The following is a 20,801-nucleotide window of genomic DNA, read 5'->3' as shown; positions in this document are numbered from 1 at the left end:
GCCATCCACATATGTGCAATATGCACTTAATTTGGCGGCAGCTTAGGCCCATCGAAAAAAGAGTGCAAGTAGCACATATTCAGCCGGCACTGCCGGCTTGGCCCGGCCGGTGCGCAAGACCCGTGCTCTCCATCCTTTTCAGTCGCGTTCGCCGCGCAGAACCGACTGCAGAAACCTGACGACCTGGGCGGAATGGCCCCGCGCGGCGAGTTCGGCTGCCGTCTTACCTCCCAGCTCGCGAATCGGGTCGTGATGAAACCAGGCGGCCGCTTCGGCAACAGGAACAATCTTCAGCGCCAACGTCAGGATCGTCGCCTCATCTCGCATACGGCGGTATCGGCGATGAAGACGACAGGCAACTACAGAAAGCGGTCATGGCGAACTCCATAGGCGAAGCATCGGGGTGGCAAGCAAGACGGCGTAGGACGCAGTGCGATTGCGCTGCACGTTGCCACGCCGATGTCGGTGGAACGTCGCAAGCGCCGCTGCTGCACTGCCGACATTTGGCCGACATGCATGACGCACGCTGCTGCCGCGCCATCGCTCCCTGCTCGACCGCGGGTCGGCACAGCGGCGGCGCTGCCCTCTCCCAGTGAAGCCTCCCCATGACGCATTCCCGTTTCTTCCTCGCCACCCTGTTGGCACTCCCCTCTCTCGCCGCAGCGCAGACCACACCGCAAGCGGACCCATCGCTGGCCGAACAATCGCCTTATCGCTGGGGCCTGGGCCTGGGCGCGATTGCCTCGGATAGCCCGTTCGCCGGTGAGGGCACGCGGATCAACCCGGTGCCATTGATCCTGTTCGAGGGCGAGCGGGTGTTCTTGCGCGGTATCACCGGCGGATACCACATCGTCAAAGGCGAGACCTTCAGCCTGGATGCGATTGCGGCGCTACGCATGGACGGCGTGGCGGCAGACGATCTGGGTAGCGAGGAATTGGCGCGCAACGGCATCGATCGCGCGTTGCTGGAAGATCGCGATGACAGTCTGGACCTGGGTCTGGTCGGTACATGGGAAGACGCGGCAGGCGAATTCGAATTCACGGCCAAAGCCGACGTGACCGGCACCAGCGAAGGCTACGAATTGACTGCGCGTTACGGCTACCCCATCAGCGTGGGACGCGGCCGATTGACGCCCAGCGTTAGCATCAGCCATCTCTCCAAGGACATGGCCAATTACTACTACGGCACGCTGGACGAGGAAGTCGCGCGCGGTGTGGTGGATTACAAGCCGGATTCGGCCACCGTGCCGACCGTGGGTGTCACTTACGTACGACCGATCGGCAAGCGCTGGCAGTTCATGACGCGCCTGCAATACAGCGTGTTGCCCAGCAAGCTCAGCGACAGCCCGCTGCTCGAACCCGATACCGACGGCGTCGGCACGCTGTTGATCGGTTTTTCCAGGGGCTTTTGATGACACCGGGCCATGCCGCCGCCATGCAGCGGCAATGTAAGCGATGCCTGCGCGCGAGCGCAGCATGATCGCCTGGACCTTGCTGTGCCTGGTGGCGAGCTGGATCGCAGCGATGACCTACGTCTACCGGTATCGCGGTCGAGCGCGCTATGCCAGCTTGAAGCAATACCTGCGCAAGAGCTGGCCGGTGTTCGCCTTGCCCAACGTGATTCTCTACACGTTCACCAAACGCGCAGCGCGTGGCCCGTTCGTCGCGCTGGACGCCTATCCAACGCTGGCATCGCTTGCACAACACTGGGAAGTCATGCGCGACGAGGCATTGGCCATCCAGGCCGGTGGCAGTTTTGAGGAGGCGCGCCGGGAAGGCTCGGTGGCGTCGTTCGATGTGGGATTTCGCACGTTCTACAAATATGGCTGGAGCCGCTACTACCTGCGCTGGTATGGCTACACGCATGCATCGGCGCGTGCCAGCTGCCCGCAGACGCTGCGGATCCTGGCGCAGTATCCGCAGGTCAAGGCCGCCATGTTCGCGATCCTGCCGCCGCATTCGGGGCTCACACCGCATGCCGATCCGCTGGGCTGCTCGTTGCGCTACCACCTGGGCCTGGCTACGCCCAATGCCGCGCAATGCTTCATCGACGTCGATGGCCAGACGCGTGCCTGGCACGACGGCCAGGCGTTCATCTTCGATGAAACCTATCTGCATTTCGTCCGCAACGACACCGATGCTGCGCGCCTGATCCTCATGTGCGACGTCGTCAGGCCGATGTGCTGGCCGGGCAGGCTGTTCAACCTGCTGTACTGCCAGCTCGCACGTGCCGCGATGACGCCCAACGACACGCGCGACAAGCGCGGCCCGGCGAGCGCCTTGTTCACCTGGATCAGCCCGCTGATGGCGCGCGGAAAGCAGCTGCGTGCGCGGCACCGGCCGACCTACAACGCCATCAAGTGGGCGATCAATCTGCTGTTGCTCAGCGTTGCGCTGGCAAGCCTTGCCGGCGTGATCGGTGCCGGGCGCTGGCTACTGCATGTTTGAGCATTCCCCTGCCCTGCTGGCATCGATCGGCCGCCTGTTGCGCGAGCTGGTCGAGTGCATGGAGACGATGCTGCGTATGATGTTTCCCACCCTGAAAAGCACCGATGCGATGACCTCCAGCTCGATCCAGCCTGCGCAGGTATTGCAGGTGCTCATCATCGAAGACAACCGTGCTCTGGCGGCCAATATCTTCGATTATCTGGAGGCATGCGGACATCAACCCGACGCCGCGCCCGACGGCAACTCCGGCCTGAATCTGGCGATCAGCAATCGCTACGACGCCATCATTCTGGATTGGATGCTGCCGCGCATGGATGGCATGAGCGTGCTGCGCACGTTGCGCGAAGACCATGGCTGCCGCACGCCGATCATCATGCTCACCGCCAAGGATCAACTGGAGGGCAAGCTGCTCGGGTTCGAAAACGGCGCCGACGATTATCTGGTCAAACCGGTCGCGCTGCCGGAGCTGGAAATGCGCTTGCGCGTGATGGTGGGCAGAGCCAGCGCGAATGCAGCAACAGCGGGTCACTTGCTGCAGGTCGGCGATTTGCGCTTCGACCTGGACAGTCTGAAGGTCTCGCGCGGCGAGCGCAGCGTGGTGCTCTCCAGCACCTTGCGCAACGTGCTGGAATTGCTGATGCGCGAATCCCCGAGAATCGTGCGTCGCGATCGACTGGAAAGCCTGATCTGGGGCGACGCATTGCCCGAAGGCGATCTGCTGCGTTCCCACATGCATGTGTTGCGGCGTGCCCTGGATCAGAGCGGCGAACACAAACTGCTGCACACCGTCACCGGTGTCGGCTATCCGCCTGGGTGGTGGGACGCGATGAGATTGGGCGGGCGCCTGGGAAGTCTGCAGTGGTTGATCAGCAGCAGCCTGATCGTGTCCGGCGCGATGCTTGCCTTGGGGTTGGCGGTTCAAGGTTTCTTGAGCCAGGAGTTGATCGAAGCTCCGATCTGGAAACAGCTGCTCACCTCGAGCACGCAAAGCATTGCGCACCTGCCTGCGGCCGAGTTGCAAAGCGCGCTTCCCACCGATGGCCCGGTGCAGGGCTGGCTGGTGTCAGACCCTGCGCGACTCCCCGCAGGAATGCCGGCCTTCTTCGCTGCGCTGACGCCTGGCTACTACGGCGAAGGTGATCTTGAAGCCGCCAAGGGAGCCCCCTTCCTGACCAGGAAGTTCATCAACATCCTGCAACCGCATTGGGGGCCGTTCGCCGAACCCCCGGGCCAGACACGGCCCGATCGCAGTTACTCGGTGTTGATCACCACGCTGCCACAAGGGCGATTGGTCATGAGCATCGACATGACCGAGCTCGAAGACAAGCAAAACGAAAGCGTTCAAGTGAGCGTGCTGTTCATGCTGTTGAATCTGGCGATGATCGCGTTGGTGATCTGGTGGCTCTTCATCAGTCTGACCCGGCCGGTCACCGACCTGGCACGGCGCATGCGGCAGCTGGACCCGCTGCAACCCGCGCAACGGCTGCCCACCGACTACCGCAAGAGCGAGCTCAATACGATTGCGCGTGAGGTGAACGCGCACCTGGAACGTGTAGCGCGCGCGATCGAACGCGAGCGCAGTCTGCTGGACCAGGCCAGCCACGAATTCCGCACGCCGCTAGCGGTCATCTCCGGCGCGGCCGATGTGCTGCACAAGCAGCAGTTGCCGGAGCGCGCGCAGCGGCCGTTGCATCGCATCGACGAGGCCGTGGGCAACCTCAAGCAGATCATGGAAGCGCTGCTGTATCTCTCGCGCGAACCAACCCCTGCCGAGCGCGAGGAGATCACCGTCCTGCACGGCCTGCTTCCCGATCTGGTCCAGGACCATCTGTATCTGGTTTCGGCAAAGCCGGTGCAGTTCCACATCGATGCGCTAGAGCCGCTGATCTTGCATGCATCCGAATCGATGGTGCGTATTGCCGTGGGCAACCTGCTGCGCAATGCGGCCGACCATACCTATGCTGGCGACATCCGCGTCTCGCTGGTCGAGCACACGCTCTGCATCCGCGACTCGGGCGAAGGCTTCGATACCGCGCTGGCGGCAGCGTTACACCGCCTCATTGAAACACTCGGTCAAGCAAGGCGGCGGTTCGGGTCTGGGCCTGTTCCTGACCCAGCGTATCTGCGAGCGCTTCGGCTGGCGCCTGCATCTGGAGTCAACCATCGCCGAGGGAACCCTGGCGATGATCGATTTCAATCCGTAACCGAGAGCCGCTGCAGACCTCGCGTTCGTGCGCTGTCAGCGACGCACTGAACTGATGGTCTGCCAGTCGGTGGTGCTACCGCAATTCCCCGATAGCCGGGAAGCCGGTGCAGGCGCTTACCAGAGCGCCACGCGGTCCTTGTCCGATGCGCTCCACCGATTGCGCTCGTCACGGCCTTGCAGGCATCATGCGCCACGTTTTTCGTCCCCCACCCCAGAGGCCTGCTCCTTGGACAGTCATAGTCGATTGCGTCGCGGCACCTGCGCCGACGGATCCTGACCCAAGGTCGGCTCCGTCCGCACAGGGCGGGGCTCATCGCGTGCGCTTGCGCCCACGCATTGCCTGCATTACCCACACAATCCAGCTAGACCCAAAGCGCGGTCTTTGGCGCTCCGACCCAGGAGAGTGCCGATGTCCCTGAAGCTGTTCCCTGCCCTGCTGCTGGCAGCTGCGTCCGTGCTTGCGTTCCGTGCGCAGGCCGCCGCCAGCCTGACTACCGACGATGCCGCCCTGACCCCTGAAGGACGCTGCCAGGTGGAAACCTGGCTACGTGGCTCCCGCCCGGGGCGCGAACTGACCGCCGTGCCTGCCTGCACCTGGGCCGGCAACGAAGTCAGCCTGGGGCTGTCGACATTCAGCGACCAACCCCGGGCCGGTATCGCCGCTCTGGGCGCGAAGCGGCTGTTTCGCGACCTGGACCAGCAGCGCTGGGGCGTGGGTGCCTCGCTGGGGGCGAATTGGGACCTGCGCCGGCAGCGGCTGGATGGGCTGATCCTCAATGTGCCGGTGAGCATCGCGCTGGATGCGGACCGGCGCAGCCTGCTGCATCTGAACGTGGGCGCAAACACGCCCTGCGGCTCGGCGATGGCGCTGACGGCAAGTGTGGGCGTGGAGCACACGCTCGGCCCCGCCTGGACGGTGCTGGCCGAGGCGTTTGGCGACGACCGTGGCGGTTTCGGCCAGCAGGCTGGACTGCGGCGCCTGTTTGGCGACCGTGCCAGCGTGGATCTGCTGGCCGGATATCAGCATGGTGCAGACCACACGCCGTGGGTGACGCTGGGCTTCAACCTTTTATTGCCCGATTGATCGCTGGACTAAAAAAGCGCCTATTTGCTAGCAGCAACGGCGTTTTTCCTGCCTGAAGAGACTCGGCTTTTATCGAGCAACTACTCGAATCACGCTAGTAGCCCATACAGAAATCTAGGCTGATTGGCATGCCAAAACCATTGAATTTTGCACAATCGATTCCATTTGTTGTGGCTGCTTAGTATAAATTCAGATGGATATACTAATTTAAACATTGACCGACGATAAAGATCCCACTGCTTTTATATCGCGGGAAAAATCATTCGCCGCTCATACGGCAGAGTCCGTTAGATTCGCTAACTTACGGTCGAATCCGCTACAGCATGTGAGGGATTCACCGACAGCTTGAGGTATATCCCTGATTCACTGCGATAGCAATCGCATTTAGGATTGCCGCCCCTTGAGAAATGTGATGTTTTACGGTCGCGTTCGCTACGGCTTTCCTCTGTACTAGAGCTCGCTAGTGGCCTTCTAATCCTTTCTCGCTATGGATTAAATTGCAAATGTCTATTGGCTCGGTTTTTCTCTGAATTGCAACTGACCATTCAGGTTTTAGAGTTTCTGGATAGCGCCGTTAAACAATCTCGCAAGCACACGATTGGATGCATCACTGCATTCCCCGTGTTCTAAGCGGCGCTTATCCGAAGGGACGGATCGGCGACGAATAAAGTGAATAACCCGTGAAATTAAATGCCTCCGTCGGCATCAGTGCTGACGTGGGAAACCTTTGCGCCAAATTCAGATATTCAGCAGTAGCGGCGCGCCAAATGACCGGATTAAACAAACTATGAATCGCTCGCTACTCGCAACGACCATCGCATCCTGCCTCGTCCTGACCGCCTGTGGCGGCGGTGGCGGTGGCGGCAACGTCCGCAGTGACCCGCCACAGACCACGGTTGTGGCCCCGACGCCGTCCACGCCTGCACCTGCGACTCCGACGACACCGGCGCCGGCCGGCTCCGACGCCCATGCCGACGGCGCCTGCCACCCCGACGCCCCCCACAACGCCGGCGCCGCCGGAAACCTCCACGGCCGACCCGCTGCCCAAGACCGCTCCCGCTCCGACACCGGTGCCCTCGCCTGCTCCTGCACCGGCCCGTTACCAGGGCCTGGGCAGCAACCTGCTGGTGCCGACCAATGCGGATCTGGCACAGCAGGCCGGTGCCCGCGGCCAGGGCGTGAAGTTGGCCGTGCTGGACGACAACCTGGTGCCGAGCTACGCGCCGATCAGCGGCAAGGTCGACAGCTTCAATGACTACACCGCCAGCCCCGGCACGCCGGAGTCGTCTGCGAACGCGTTGCGCGGCCACGGCACGGTCATCTCGGCGCTGGTGCTGGGGTCGGCGCAGGACGGCTTTGCCGGCGGTATCGCGCCGGATGCAGACCTGTTCTATGCGCGCATCTGCGCCGAAAATTCCTGCGGCACCCAGCAGGCTCGCCGCGCCGCGGTGGATCTGGCGGCTGCCGGCGTGCGGATTGCCAACCTTTCGATCGGTGCCTCGTATGCAGATGCTGCCAGCAGCGCGAACGCCGCGCTGGCCTGGAAGTTCGCACTGGCTCCGCTGGTGCAGGCCGATGCGCTGATCGTGGCATCGACCGGCAACGAAGGTGCGTCCGAAGCGTCCTACCCGGCCGCTACCCCGGTGCAGGAAGCCAGCCTGCGCAACAACTGGCTGGCAGTGGGCGCAATCAATATCGACAGCGCCGGCAATGCCGCCGGCCTGACCAGCTATTCCAACCATTGCGGCGCCGCTGCGCAGTGGTGCCTGGTGGCGCCGGGCAGCTACTTCGCCCCGGCCCTGGCCGGCACCGAGTTGCAGGGCCAGATCGCCGGCACCTCGTTCTCCACCGCTGCCGTCACCGGCGTCGCCGCGCAGGTGCTGGGCGTGTATCCGTGGATGAGCGCCTCCAACCTGCAGCAGACCTTGTTGACCACTGCCACCGATCTGGGCGACCCGGGCGTGGATGCGTTGTACGGCTATGGCCTGGTCAATGCGGCCAAGGCGATCAACGGCCCGGCGCAGTTCGTCAACAACTGGTCCGCGAACGTGACCTCCGGCTACGACAGCACCTTCAGCAACGACATTTCCGGCGCGGGCAACCTGACCAAGAACGGCGCCGGCAAGCTCACGCTCAGCGGCAACAACACCTACACCGGCGGCACCAGCATCAGCGACGGCGTGCTCGCACTGTCCGGCAGCCTGCGCTCGGATGTGATCGTGCTCAACTCGGCCACCTTCGAATCGCACGGCGGTGTGATCAACGGTAACTACAGCCTGGTCAACAACACCGGCACCACCGCACTCGAATTGGGCAAGGGCTTGACCGTCACCGGCCAGGCCAGCCTGAAGGGCAATCTGCTGTTGCTGCCGGAAGCGGCTGGCTACAACGTCGGCAGCAGCGAAAAGATAGTCCAGGCGGGCAACCTGCAGGGCACCTTCGATCGCGTGCAGTACGCCAACAATTTCTTCTGGACCGCCTCACTCGCCTACGACCCCACCACCGTCACCGCCACGCTGACACGGAATGCCTCCGCTGCCAGCGCGCAAGCGGCCGGTGCGCCGCAATCGGTGGTCAACGGTGCTGCGCAAGCCGATACGCTGGTCAAGGTGCTGGATACGCGTGTGGCTTCGGGTGATACCGACAATCTGGGTGGTTTGATCAGCGCTACCGGCTCGCTGCTGGCGGCGACCGATGCGCAGGTTGCCGCATCGCTGCCGACCCTGGCTGGCCAGGTCCACGGCATCGAGCGCACGCTGGGCTTCCAGTCCGCACTCAACGATGCGCGCGTGGCTGCCGATCGCCTTCCCTACCTGGCCGACACCACCACGCTGACCACCTGGATGCAGGGCAGCTATCTGGACGGCAATCTGGGCGGCAACGGTTTCGACTCGGCCGATTACACCCAGCAGTCCACCACCTTCGGTGTGGATCTGCCGATGGGTAGCAACGGCATGGTCGTGGGTGCGGCGGTGAGCTCGGGTCAGGACCGTGCAAACATCGATGCCTCGGCCAGCCGTCTGCGCTCGGACCGTTATGCGATGACGGCGTATCTGTATCAGCCGATCGGCCAGGCCTACCTCTCGGGCATCGGTTCGTATGGCATGAGCAATGTGGAAACCGAGCGTACCGTGCAGGCCGGCAGCATCGGCGAGCGTCTGCAGGATCGTCGCCACGACACCAACTGGTCGCTGCGCGCCGAACTCGGCCTGCTGCCGCACGCGGGTTTGTCGCCGTTCGTCGCCGTCGGTGTGGTCAGCCAGAAGCAGGATGCCTTCAGCGAAGCATCGGCCACCGGCCTGGGCTTGAGTGCCAATAGCGACACGCTGCGCGCGGGCTACGGCGAAGTGGGCGTGCGTGGCCATCTGACGCGCGGCAAGTGGGGCTTCGATGGTCTGGTTGCCTACCGCTCGCTGTTCGGCAACCCGAACTCCGACTTCACCGCATGGTTCACCGATTTGCCGGAAGCGCGTTTCAACGTCGCCGGCGAGCCGGTGTCCAAGCAAGCGCTGCGTGCCTCGGTCGGTGTGCGTTACCAGGTGAACGATGCGTTCTCCATCTACGGCAACGTGGGTGCCGAGCGTGGTCGTTCGGATGCCAACAGCATCAACGCCAATGTCGGCCTGCGCTGGCAGTTCTAAGCGCCGGCTGCAGACCGGCAGTGTGGCCGCAAGGCTGCGTGGCCGGTGTGCGGAGTCGGCCTGCGCTATGCCCACGCAGCGGCTGCTGACGCAGCTGACCAGTGAGTGCGGGTGCGCTGCAAGTGCAAGTGCAAGTGCAAGTGCAAGTGCAAGCATGACGCTGTATGTGCGTGCCTTTGTATCGGCCAAAAAAGCCCCGGCAGTGCCGGGGCTTTTTCGTCTGCAGTGAATCAGAAGTTCCAACCCCAGGTGACCTGGCCGCCGTACGCGGTCTGGCCATCGCCGTTGAGTCCTTGCAACGACAACGACAGGCGACTGGCAGGCGAGGTAATCAGGCTCACGCCCAACTCGCCGACCACCGCATTCTTCGCCAGGGTGACGCTCTGCACCGAGAACTGCGAGCCGGTGCCGATGAAACCGGCCGAACGTTCCACAGTGCGGTCGCCGAACGCGTGCCGCCAACCCACCGACGCATACAACCCGGCCGCCTGGCCCAGCTGCCAACGCCCACGCACACCCACCGTGCTGGTGGTGTACTCGTCCTTGGCGCTGTCCACCGACAGCCCGGCAATGCCGCCGCGCTCGTTGAAACCATCGGTCTTCAGATGCGTGTAGTCGGCTGCGATGAAGGGGCTGTACACCGCGTTGCCGGTGCGCAGATTCCATGCTGCTTCCAGCGACACGGTAATGGCCTTCGCATCGTAATTGCTGCTCAGCCGCTCTTCGAGCACACCGGGCAGCATCACCCGACGCGTGCTGTCCACGCTGTAATCGGCATAGTCGACCGAGGCTTGCAGCGCGAACGCGGACCAATCGGCCTGGCCGTAGATGCCGGCATGTGTGCCATCGATATCGGAGCGATCGAAGGACTCGCGCGAGCGGGTTTCGATGTCCTGATTACCGACCGCGATACCGAGCACGCTGCGCTCGCCGATGCGCCGTTCTGCACCGGCCATGATGCCGTTGTCCTCGCGCCGTACCGAGGCCGCATTGGCATTGCCATCGACACGATTGGGCAGGCTGCGACCGGTGATCCATACCGTGGTGTCTCCCACACGCGCGTCCTGGCTATCGCCACGCAGATGGTTGCCGACGCCACTCAGCAGGAAGCGGCTATCCAGCAACGCTGTGGCCGTGCTGGCATGGCTTTCGCCAGACAGCGAGGCAAACGCGGTGCTGATCGCCTGCGGATCGTCGGGCAAGCGCACCACAGCTTGATAGACCGGGTTGGTGGTCGGCAATCCGTCCACAGCAGCTGCGGCAGCCTGCTGATTTGGCACGGTGACCGCATCGACCATGGCCACGGTGTTGCGACCCAACGAGACCGACAACGCCGTGGCGCTGGTGCTGACGTTCGGCTCGACAAAGGCGTAGTCGGAAACAACGTTGCTGAACTGCCCGCTGAGCCCGCCAGCGGCGTTGATGACCGGAATTTCGGTAAACAACGGCAGATCCGTCGCACGCACCAGTTGCAAAGTGCTGCCAGGTGCCAGCGTGGCCGCACCGCCCACGCTGATGGGTGTGACCGCGCCACCTGCGCCAGGCGTGACCTGCAAGGTGGAGCCATTGCCGAGCGTGGCATTGCCGCCGACACTGATCGTGCCGGCGGTGCCGCCGATAACCACGGTGCCGCCCGAGCTCAGGCTACCGACGCTGCCGCTACCGGTAAGCGTGCCGCCCGGACCTACCGTGACCGGCCCGCCCAACGCAGCGCCCGGATTGGCCGGGTTGCCTACACTCAGGGTGCCGGCAGCGACCGTGGTCGGCCCGGTGAAGCCACTGCTGTTTGCGGTGACCAGCAAGGTACCCACACCATCCTTGAGCAGGCTGCCAGTGCCCGACAACGTCCCTGCGTAGGTGCCATTGCTGGTCTGCTGGAACACCAGCGCGCTGTTATTGGCGATGTTGCCCTGCAGGCTGTCGGTATCGCCGACCAGCGTGCCAGCAGCGATGGTGGTGCCACCGAGATAGGCGTTGACGCCATCCAGCGTGAGTGCACCGGCCCCGGTCTTGATCAACGCACCGCTACCGGTGATGTTGCCGGCAAACGTACCGGCGCCAGCCTGATCGAACACCAGCACCGCGTTGTCGAGGATGTTGCCTTGCAGACTGGTGGTGTTGCCGATCAGGCTGCCGCTGGCAATCGTCGTACCACCGCTATAGGTGTTGGGAGCGACCAGCGTCAACGCGCCCGTACCTTGCTTGATCACGCTCCCGGTGCCACTGACGGCGCCAGCAAACACGCCATCGGTGGCCTGATCGAACACCAGCGTGCCGTTGTCCACCACGTTGCCCTGCAGGCTGGTGGTGTTGCCGATCAACGTGCCGGCACTGACCACCGTGCCACCGGTGTAGCTATTGGGACCGATCAACTGCAACACGCCTGTGCCGGCCTTTTCCAGCGAACCAGTGCCGCTGACCGTGCCTGCATACACGCCGCCGGTGGCCTGGTTGAAGACCAGGGCCGCGTTGTTGGCGATGTCGCCCTGCAGGCTGGTGGTGTCGCCGATCAACGTCCCTGCAGCGATCGTGGTGCCACCGCTGTAACCATTCGCACCATTGAGCAACAGAGCGCCGGCGCCATCCTTGATCACAGTGCCAGTGCCGGTGATCGAGCCGGTGAACACACCATCGGCGACCTGGTTGAATGCCAGGGTCGCGTTGTCGACGATCGCGCCTTGCAAGCTTGCGCTATCGCCTACCAGCGTGCCGGCGTTGAGCGTGGTGCCACCGGTGTAGCTGTTGTTGCCATCGAGCGTCAGCGTGGATGCACCGTTCTTGATCAAACCACCAGCGCCCGTGATCGGGCCGGTCAGCGCGAGATCGTTGCTGCCTGCCAGCGCAAGTGCACCTGCACCTGTCAGATTGACTGCATTGCTCACCGTCAATACCTGATCGGTATCCAAGGTGGTGCCTGCTGCCGCAGTCAAGCTGCCGGTACCCAATGCCTGCGCATCGCCAAGCACCAGCGTGCCGCTGGCAAGCGTGGTGCCACCGGCATGGCTGTTGGCGACGTCGAGCGTCAGCGCCCCAGCACCTTGCTTGATCACGCTCCCGGTGCCGCTGACGGCGCCGGCAAACACGCCATCTGTGGCCTGATCGAACACCAGCGTGCCGTTGTCCACCACGTTGCCCTGCAGGCTGGTGGTGTTGCCGATCAACGTGCCGGCACTGACCACCGTGCCGCCGGTGTAGCTGTTGGGACCGATCAACTGCAACACACCAGTGCCGGTCTTTTCCAGCGAACCAGTGCCGCTGACCGTGCCTGCATACACGCCGCTGGTGGCCTGATTGAAGACCAGGGCCGCGTTGTTGGCGATGTCGCCCTGCAGGCTGGTGGTATCGCCGATCAACGTCCCTGCAACGATCGTGGTGCCACCGCTGTAACCATTCGCACCATTGAGCAACAGAGCGCCGGCGCCATCCTTGATCACAGTGCCAGTGCCGGTGATCGAGCCGGTGAACACACCATCGGCCACCTGGTTGAATGCCAGGGTCGCGTTGTCGACGATCGCGCCTTGCAAGCTTGCGCTATCGCCTACCAGCGTGCCGGCGTTGAGCGTGGTGCCACCGGTATAGCTGTTGCTGCCATCGAGCGTCAGCGTGCCGGTGTTGGTCTTGATCAGTGCACCGCTGCCGTTGATGTCGCCGGCCAGGGTCAGATCCGCAGGATTATCGACAGTGAGCGCAGCGCCCAGCGTGACCGCGTTGCCGAGTGTTGCGGCAACTGCATTGCTCAGCACCGCATCGCCGACCACCGACAAACCGCCGCTACCCAGCGCGGTGTTGCTGCCGACCGCCAGGGTGCCATCGCTGAGCACGGTGCCGCCGGCATAGCTGTTGTTGCCGCTGAGCGTCAGCGTGGTCGCACCGTTCTTGATCAAGCCACCGGCACCGCCAATCGCACCGGTCAGGGTGAGATCGTTGCTGCCCGCCAGCGTGAGTGCACCGCTCAGATCCAGCGCATTGGCGACCGTCAGTGCCTGATCGGTATCCAGCGCGGTGCCCGCTGCCGCAGTCAGCGTACCGGTACCCAATGCCTGTGCATCGCCCAACACCAGCGTGCCGCCACCGAGTGCGGTGCCGCCGGTGTAGGTATTGGCGGCGCCCAGGATCAGCGTGCCGGTATCGAGTTTCTGCAGCGTGCCGGTGCCACCGATGCTCACATCGATGGTGCCGGTGGCGCCCGGATCGACGCGCACGATGGTGGTGGCCGCATTGGCGCTCAGCGCACCGGCGCCGGCATCGCTCAGCACATAACCGTCGCTGGCGAACTGGATCCCGGTGATGCCTTGTGTGCCCTGCACGCCCACGTTGCCCGCAGGGCCGGCGAAGACGGCGAAGCTGTTTTGCCAGTCGCTGTTGAGCAAGCCATCGGCCGTGGTCCAGTTGGTCGTACCCGCTGCCCACACGCCTGCGCCGCCATCGATGCTGCCGTTGGCCAGCGTCTGCGCACCATCCCAGAACTGCACGTTGGTGCCGGGTGCGGAGACCACCACGTTGACCTGCTGCGACAACCCGGTTTGCAGCGTCAACTGGGTGAGATCGATCGTGCCCGGAATGGTGCCGAAGCCCAGCCCGTTATTGGTCAGTGCGCCGGTGTAATCGATCAGGCGATACACGCCATTTCCGAAACCACCGATGTCGGTGATGTTGAGCGTGCCGTCCAGGGTGAGATCGCCGTTGACCGCCAACACACCCGTGGTGCTGGGCGTACCGAGGAACGCATCGATGCTGGCATTTGGCGCCAGATTCAACGTGCCCGTGGTCAACACCGCACCGCTGGTCACCACCAGACGGCCGCCATCGTTGACGGTGACCGGTGCAGCGACCTCGCCGCTACCGCTCAGCGTGCCGCCCGTTGCGACGGTCACACCGCCAGTGCTGGCCAGAACGCCATCCACATCCAGCGTGCCTGCAGTGATCTGCGTGGCGCCGCCGAGCGTGCTGGTGCCGGTGAGCTGCACCGTGCCTGCGCCCACCTTCTCCAGATTGCCGGCATCGCTCAGGCTACCTGCAAAGGTGCTGCTGACGTTGTTGACGCCCAGCTGCAGCGTATTGCCGCCAAGAATCGCGACATTGCCCTGCCCGGTCACTGCACCCAACGCCGTGTTGCTGCCCAACGAGAGCCCGGCGCCTGCCGCGACATCCACTGCGCTGGCATTTCCCAACGCACCAGGTGCAGCAGTTGCCAGCACGCCGGCCTGCACCGCCACCGGGCCGGTGAAGCTGTTGGGGCCGGACAAGGTCAGTGTGCCCAACCCGTTCTTGGTCAACGCACCGGCACCGCTGATGGCGCCGGTCAGTGCCAGATCGTCTGCACTGGCAATGGTCAGATCGGCACCCAGATTGACTGCATTGCCCAAGGCCAGCGCAATCGCGTTGCTCAAGGTGGAATTGCCCAGCACAGACAGGCTGCCGACACCCAACGCGCTGTTGCTGCCAACCGCCAACGTGCCTGCGTTCAACACGCTGCCGCCGACATAGCTGTTGGCGCCATCCAGCGTCAGCGTGGACGCACCGTTCTTGATCAGACTTCCCGCACCGCTGATCGCACCGGACAAGGTCAGATCGTTACTGCCAACCAGATTGAGCGCACCGCCGAGCACTACCGCATTGCCCACTGCCAATGCTTGATTGCTATCGAGGTTGGTGCCGGCTGCCGCAGTCAACGTGCCGGTGCCGAGTGCCTGCGCGTCGCCGAGCACCAGGGTGCCGCCGCTGAGTGCCGTACCGCCGGTGTAGCTGTTGGCCGCGTCGAGCACCAGCGTGCCGGTGTCGAGTTTCTCCACGCCACCAACGCCGGAAATCGCGACGTCGATCGTGGCAGTTGCACCCGGGTCCACACGCACTGCGGTCAACGGTGCGACCACGTCCAGCGCACCGGCGCCGGCATCGGTCAACTGATACCCGTCGGTGACGAACTGCAGGCCACCGATGCTCTGCGTGCCCTGCACGCCCACCGCACCTGCGGTACCGGCAAACACCGCAAAATCGCCCTGCCAGGTGCTGTTGACGCTGCCGTCCTGGCTGGTCCAGTTGGTGGCCGCGCCCCAGGTGCCGGCGCCGCCATCGACCGTGCCATTGGCCGTGGTCTGCACGCCGTCCCAGAACTGCACGATGCTGCCCGGCGCGGTGACCACCAGATTGAGCTGCTGGCCGATGGCGGTCTGCAAGGCGAGCTGGCTCAGATCCACGCTGCCGGGAATCACGCCGAAGGCCAACCCGTTATTGGTGAGCAGGCCGGTGTAATCGATCAAGCGATACACGCCGGTGCCGAAGCCACCGATGTCGGTGATGTTGAGCGTGCCGTCCAGGGTGAGATCGCCGTTGACTGCGAGCAGACGCGTGTTGCTCGGCGCTGCCAGTGCGACATCGAGAAACGCGCCCGGTGCCAGCGACAAACCACCCACGCTGAGCGAGGAGCCACTGGTCAATACAAGCCGGCCGCCATCGCCGATAGTGACGCCACTGGCCACGCTGCCGTTGGTGCCGGTGCCCGTCAGCGTGCCGCCGAGCGCCACGTTCAACGCGCTGGTGCCGAGGCTGCCGATCATATCCAAGGTGCCGCCGCTGACTTGGGTGGTACCACCGATCACGCTGGTGCCGAGCAAGCGCACCGTGTCTACGCCGACCTTGTCCAGATTGCCGCCACCGCCCAGGCTGCCGGCAAAATCGCCGCCGCCTAATTGCAGTGTGCCGCCTGCATCGGTGTCGACATTGCCGGCACCGCTGAGCGCGGTGATCAGGCCGCCGTTGGTCAGGTTCAACACTGCGCCCGCAGCGACATCGACGTTGCTGGCATTGCCCAGCGCCGCGCCGGTGCTGGCCACCAGCGTGCCGGCCTGAATCGCCAACGGGCCGGTGTAGGTATTGTTGCCCGTCAAGGTCAACGTGCCGATGCCGGTCTTGATCAAGTCGCCGGCACCGCTGATGTTGCCGCTGGCCAGCATGTCCGCACCGTTGTCCACGGTGAGCGCTGCGCCAAGTGCGATGTCGTTGCCCAATGCCACCGCGATCGCATTGCTCAACGCCGCGTTGCCGACGACCGACAGACTGCCGGTACCAAGCGCATCGTTCGCACCGACCGCAATGGTGCCAGCAGCCAATGTGGTGCCGCCTGCGTACGTGTTGCCTGCATTGAGCGACAACGTGGTGGCGCCATTCTTGATCAGGCTACCGGTGCCGCTGATGGCACCGTTCAACGTCAGATCGTTGCTGCCGATCAGGGTGAGCTGATCATTCAACTGCACCGTGTTGCCCAGCGTCAGCGCTGCATTGGTATCCAGTTCCGCAGCACCGCCGACCAGCAGACCACCCACTCCCAACGCAGTGTCGTTACCCAACACCACACGCCCTGCATCCAGCGCAACGCCGCCGCTGAAGGTGTTGGCGTTGTTCAAGGTCAGCGTGGCCGCGCCTTGTTTATCCAGACTGCCGACGCCGCTGATCACGCCATTGAGCGTGGTGTCCTGCGTGCTGGGCAGCGTCAACGCGCCGTTCAATGCGAGCGCATTGCCCAGTGTCACTGCGGTGGTGGCATCCAGCGTGGTGCCAGCTGCCGCAGTCAGCGTGCCTAATCCCAGTGCGGTATCGCTGCCGACCAGCAACGCGCCGCCCTGCAATTGCAGGCCGCCCACCCAGGTATTGTTGCCAGTAAGGGTGAGCGTCTGGGGGCCGTTCTTGATCAAGCTGCCGGCGCCATCGATCACACCATCGAGCGTGAGGTCCTGGCCATCGATGCCGAGTTGGCCGGTAACGTTGAGCGCGTTCTGCAACGTCACTGCAGTGCTGGCAGTGAGTTGCGTCCCATCGGCAGCGGTGAGTGCGCCGGTGCCCAGTGCAGTGTTGCTGCCGACCACCAAGGTGCCGGTGTCCAGCACGGTGCCACCGGTGTAGAGGTTGTTGCCGGAGAGCGTGAGCGCACCAGCGCCCTGCTTGATCAGGCTACCTGCGCCACTGACGATACCGGTCACGCCAAGATCGTTGTTGCCGGTAAGCGAGAGCGCGCCGTTCAGGGCGACATCGTTGCCGATCGTGGTTGCGGTGGTGGCTTGCAGTTGCGTGCCATCGGCTGCTGTCAGCACGCCGCTGCCCAGTGCAGTGGCGTTGCCGATCAGCAACGCGCCTGCATTGAGATCCACGCCGCCGGCAAAGGTGTTTGGTCCACCCAGGGTGAGTGTGGCGCCGCCGTCCTTGATCACCCCACCCACGCCGCTGACAACGCCGTTGAGCGCAAGATCCTGGCTGCCGCCGAGTTGCAGATCCGCTTCCAGTGCCACGTTGTTATCGACGATGCGTGCTGCGGTGCTGTCGAGCAGACCGCCGCCGATGGTCAGGGTGCCTGTGCCCAACGCCGTATCGCTGCCCAATACCAGACTGCCTGCAGACAATCGCGTACCACCGGCATAGGTGTTGTTGCCGGCCAATGTCAGACTGGCAGGACCGAGCTTGTCGAGACTGCCGGCGCCGGTGATCGCACCATTGAGCGTCAGCGCATTGCTGCCACCCACATTGACCAGGCCAGCCAGTGCGATGGCATTGGCGAGCGTGCTCACTGCCGCCGTGTCCAAGGTCGTACCGGCGGCTGCATTGAGTGCGCCAACACCCAGCGCGGTGTCGCTGCCGACGATGAGCCGGCCCGTGTTGAGCACGGTGCCACCGCTGTAAAAACTGTTGCCGCTCAACGTCAGGTCGCCGCTGCCGGATTTGATCAGGCTGCCCGCACCGCTGATATCGCCGCTCAGGGTCAGTGCCTGCGTGCCATCGAGGCTGAGCGCGCCGGTGGTCAGCGCAATATCGTTGGCCACCGTGGTAGGCACCGTGCCCTGCAGACTGGCATTACCGGTGACGGTCAATGCACCGCTGCCGAGTGATCCGTCATTGGTCACCTGCAGGACGCCGGCATTGAGCAACGTGCCGCCGGCATAGGTGTTGAGCCCACCGAGCGTGAGTGTGCCGGTGCCGAGTTTGTTCAACGTACCGCTGCCGCCAATCGTGCCCGTCAAGTTCAAGGCGGTGCCGTTGCTGCCCACGCCCATGGTGTCGGTCAGCGTAATGGCATTGCCTAGCGTTGCCGCTGTGGCCGCATCGAGCACGCCGCCACTGGCAGTCAGCGTGCCGGTGCCCAGCGCCGCGTTGGAGCCGACCACCAGCCGCCCGGTGCTCAGCGTGGTACCGCCGGTATAGGCATTACTGTTGGTCAGCGTGAGGTCGCCCGCACCGCTCTTGATCAAACTGCCGCCGCCAGTGATGGCACCGCTGAGGGTCAGCGCCTGCGCGCCGGTCCAGTTCAACGGACCGGCGAGGCTGATGCCGTTGGCCACCGTCAACGCAGCGCCGGTGCTCAGGTTGGCCGGGCCGGTGACATTCAATGCGCCCGTTCCCAGTGCGGAGGCCGTGCCGAGCTGCAACGCGCCCGACGCCAGCGTGGTTCCGCCGGTATACGTGTTGGTGCCGTTGAGCGCGAGCGTGCCGGTGCCGGTCTTGTTGATGCCACCGGCACCGGCAAGCGTGCCGTTCAAGGTCAGCGCATTGCTGCTGGCACCCAGGCCCAGGGTGTTGGTCAGCGCAAATGCATTGTTCAGTGTCAGCGGAGCAGTGGTATCCAGTAGCCCGCCCGCTGCGGTCACCGTGCCGGTGCCGAGCGCACCGGAGGTTTCCAGCAGCACGGTGCCAGCACCCAGCGAGGTACCACCGGCGTAGGTATTGGTGCCGCCAAGGGTCAGCGTGCCGGTGCCGATCTTGTTCAGCGCCCCAGCACCGCTGATACCGCCGCCAAGCCGCAGGTTGCTGGCACCGCCGATGCCGATGAAATCGTTGAGTACGAACGCGTTCGGCAAGTTGACTGCAGCACTTGAAAGTAGGCTGCCAGCAGATGCGTTGACGGTGCCGGTTCCCAGCGCGCCGTTGTTGCCGACGGTCAGCGCGCCACCGAGCAGGTTCACGCCGCCGCTAAAGGTATTGGCACCGGTCAAACCCAAGGCACCGGTGCCGGTCTTGGTCACCGCACCGGTGCCGGTGATTGGGCTGGCGACGGTCAAGCCGTTGGCACCTTGCAAGGTCAACCCACCTGCACCCAGCGCGATGCCGCCGGTGGGATTCAGCGTCAACCCTGCGGCAGTGGCTTCCAGTGCACCGCCATTGGCAGCGATACTGGTGCCGAGCTGGGCAGGGTTTGCGAACTGCAGCACGCCGCCATTGAGCGCGCTGCTGCCAAAGTTGCTGCCGCCACCGACCGACCAGGTACCGCTGTTGACGCGCAGGCTGCCGAAATTGATGTACTGCGCCGTGCTGAGCGATCCAACACCGGTACTGCCAGTGCCGGTGCCGGTTGCCGAATTCTGCAGGATCAATGTATTGGTGCCGCCTGCACCGCCATCCACCACGCCGGTCTGCGCGAAGCTCAGCAAGCCGCCGGGACCCAGCAGTTCAAGCGCCAGTCCACCGCTGCTGTTGACGCTGCCGCCCGTCACTGCAGTGAAGCTGTTGGTGCTGCCCGCCCCCAGCGACACGCTGCCGTTGATGGTGCCCGAGTTGACGAAGGTATTGCCGGTGGCCGAACTCTGGAAGCCCACACGTCCGTTGATGGTGCCGGTATTGACCGCATTGACGGTACCGCCGCCGCTGACCGCAATCACCGGCGTATCGGAACTCAGGACTGACAGATTCAACAATGCACGGCTATCGATCAGGCCTGCGTTGTTGATCTGCACAACGCCATTGCTGGCCGAGGTAATGCCCAGCGCCATGCCGTCGAGATTGAGCAGGTTGGCACCGAGCAGGCCGCCGGTGCCGTAGATCGTGCCGGTGCTTAGGTTATTGGCAGTGACCAACGTGGAACTGGCATTGCCCATGGTGACACCGGTGCTCAACACCGACAACAGACCCAGCACCGACGGATCGACGGTGCCGCTGTTGTTGAGCGTGGCATTGGTACCACTGAGCGCGATGGCGGTGCCACCGAGCAACCCGGCAGTCATTTGCGTGCCGGCTGCGACATTGACCGTCAAGTTGTTTGCGCCGCTGGCAAAACTGTTGCTGGTGATCGGCAATCCGGTGCAGGTGACGGTTGCGCCCGCCGCAGGTAGCGCCGGTGTACATGCTCCCCAGGCCAAAGCGGGTGCGGCGGCCCCCACCGCCAACACAACCAGGCTCGACAAACAACGACGGGTTGCCCCGGACTTGCGCCGCCGACGCACCAACTCATGCGTTACGACCCAATTGCCAATCGCCGCGTTCCAGACCAGCGCAAATGCACGATTCATTTCATTTTCCCCTGATTGCCGTACAGAGACCGGCGTGTGCCCATGCACGCGCCTTCAAAGACGAGAGTTGACCAATGGTTGAGTCGGTTTAAAAAAGGACGTACTGCTTCAGACCTGGGTAGTTCAAGCGTGACGGAGATTAATACCAATCCCGA

General features: G+C 63.9%; 5 protein-coding genes and 3 pseudogenes. 5 read left to right on the top strand and 3 right to left on the bottom strand.

The genetic code is table 11. The features are described 5' to 3' along the window. Positions 1 to 138 precede the first annotated feature (138 nt). Positions 139 to 300, bottom strand: a complete 162-nt coding sequence (locus NDY25_RS21980) for a hypothetical protein (RefSeq protein ID WP_229015252.1) — start codon at positions 298 to 300, stop codon at positions 139 to 141. Between the two features lie 305 nt (positions 301 to 605). Here NDY25_RS21980 and NDY25_RS21975 point away from each other — a divergent pair, with 305 nt between their 5' ends. The 5 genes and pseudogenes from NDY25_RS21975 to NDY25_RS21950 all read left to right on the top strand — a co-directional run bounded on the left by NDY25_RS21975 (position 606) and on the right by NDY25_RS21950 (position 9,379). Beyond that, positions 606 to 1,412 (top strand): MipA/OmpV family protein, encoded by an 807-nt coding sequence (locus NDY25_RS21975; RefSeq protein WP_168957611.1) that lies wholly within the window; start codon positions 606 to 608, stop codon positions 1,410 to 1,412. Between the two features lie 64 nt (positions 1,413 to 1,476). Beyond that, positions 1,477 to 2,448, top strand: a complete 972-nt coding sequence (locus NDY25_RS21970) for an aspartyl/asparaginyl beta-hydroxylase domain-containing protein (RefSeq protein ID WP_168957690.1) — start codon at positions 1,477 to 1,479, stop codon at positions 2,446 to 2,448. Beyond that, positions 2,441 to 4,702: an ATP-binding response regulator gene (locus NDY25_RS23055; protein WP_343243415.1), complete on the top strand. Its 2,262-nt coding sequence runs from the start codon at positions 2,441 to 2,443 to the stop codon at positions 4,700 to 4,702. Before NDY25_RS21970 ends, NDY25_RS23055 begins: the two co-directional genes overlap by 8 nt. A gap of 361 nt (positions 4,703 to 5,063) precedes the next feature. Next, positions 5,064 to 5,738 (top strand): hypothetical protein, encoded by a 675-nt coding sequence (locus NDY25_RS21955; protein WP_168957609.1) that lies wholly within the window; start codon positions 5,064 to 5,066, stop codon positions 5,736 to 5,738. 787 nt (positions 5,739 to 6,525) lie between these two features. Then, positions 6,526 to 9,379, top strand: a pseudogene (locus NDY25_RS21950) (S8 family serine peptidase). A 1,775-nt stretch (positions 9,380 to 11,154) separates the two neighbouring features. Here NDY25_RS21950 and NDY25_RS23255 read toward each other — a convergent pair. Continuing rightward, positions 11,155 to 11,745, bottom strand: a pseudogene (locus NDY25_RS23255) (autotransporter-associated beta strand repeat-containing protein); the annotation flags it as partial. Between the two features lie 48 nt (positions 11,746 to 11,793). After that, positions 11,794 to 20,646 (bottom strand): annotated as a pseudogene (locus tag NDY25_RS21945) (autotransporter-associated beta strand repeat-containing protein); the annotation flags it as partial. Between the last annotated feature and the right edge of the window lie 155 nt (positions 20,647 to 20,801).

Source organism: Xanthomonas hortorum pv. pelargonii (assembly GCF_024499015.1).
Classification (GTDB): domain Bacteria; phylum Pseudomonadota; class Gammaproteobacteria; order Xanthomonadales; family Xanthomonadaceae; genus Xanthomonas; species Xanthomonas hortorum_B.
The sequence above is the reverse complement of the archived record's forward strand: the minus strand, read 5'-3'. Positions and strand labels throughout refer to the sequence as shown.

What these genes read in the sequence shown, in the direction of transcription:
- NDY25_RS21975 (WP_168957611.1), top strand. Translation starts at nt 606, where the DNA reads ATGACGCATTCCCGTTTCTTCCTCGCCACCCTGTTGGCACTCCCCTCT.
- NDY25_RS21970 (WP_168957690.1), top strand. Translation starts at nt 1,477, where the DNA reads ATGATCGCCTGGACCTTGCTGTGCCTGGTGGCGAGCTGGATCGCAGCG.
- NDY25_RS23055 (WP_343243415.1), top strand. Translation starts at nt 2,441, where the DNA reads ATGTTTGAGCATTCCCCTGCCCTGCTGGCATCGATCGGCCGCCTGTTG.
- NDY25_RS21955 (WP_168957609.1), top strand. Translation starts at nt 5,064, where the DNA reads ATGTCCCTGAAGCTGTTCCCTGCCCTGCTGCTGGCAGCTGCGTCCGTG.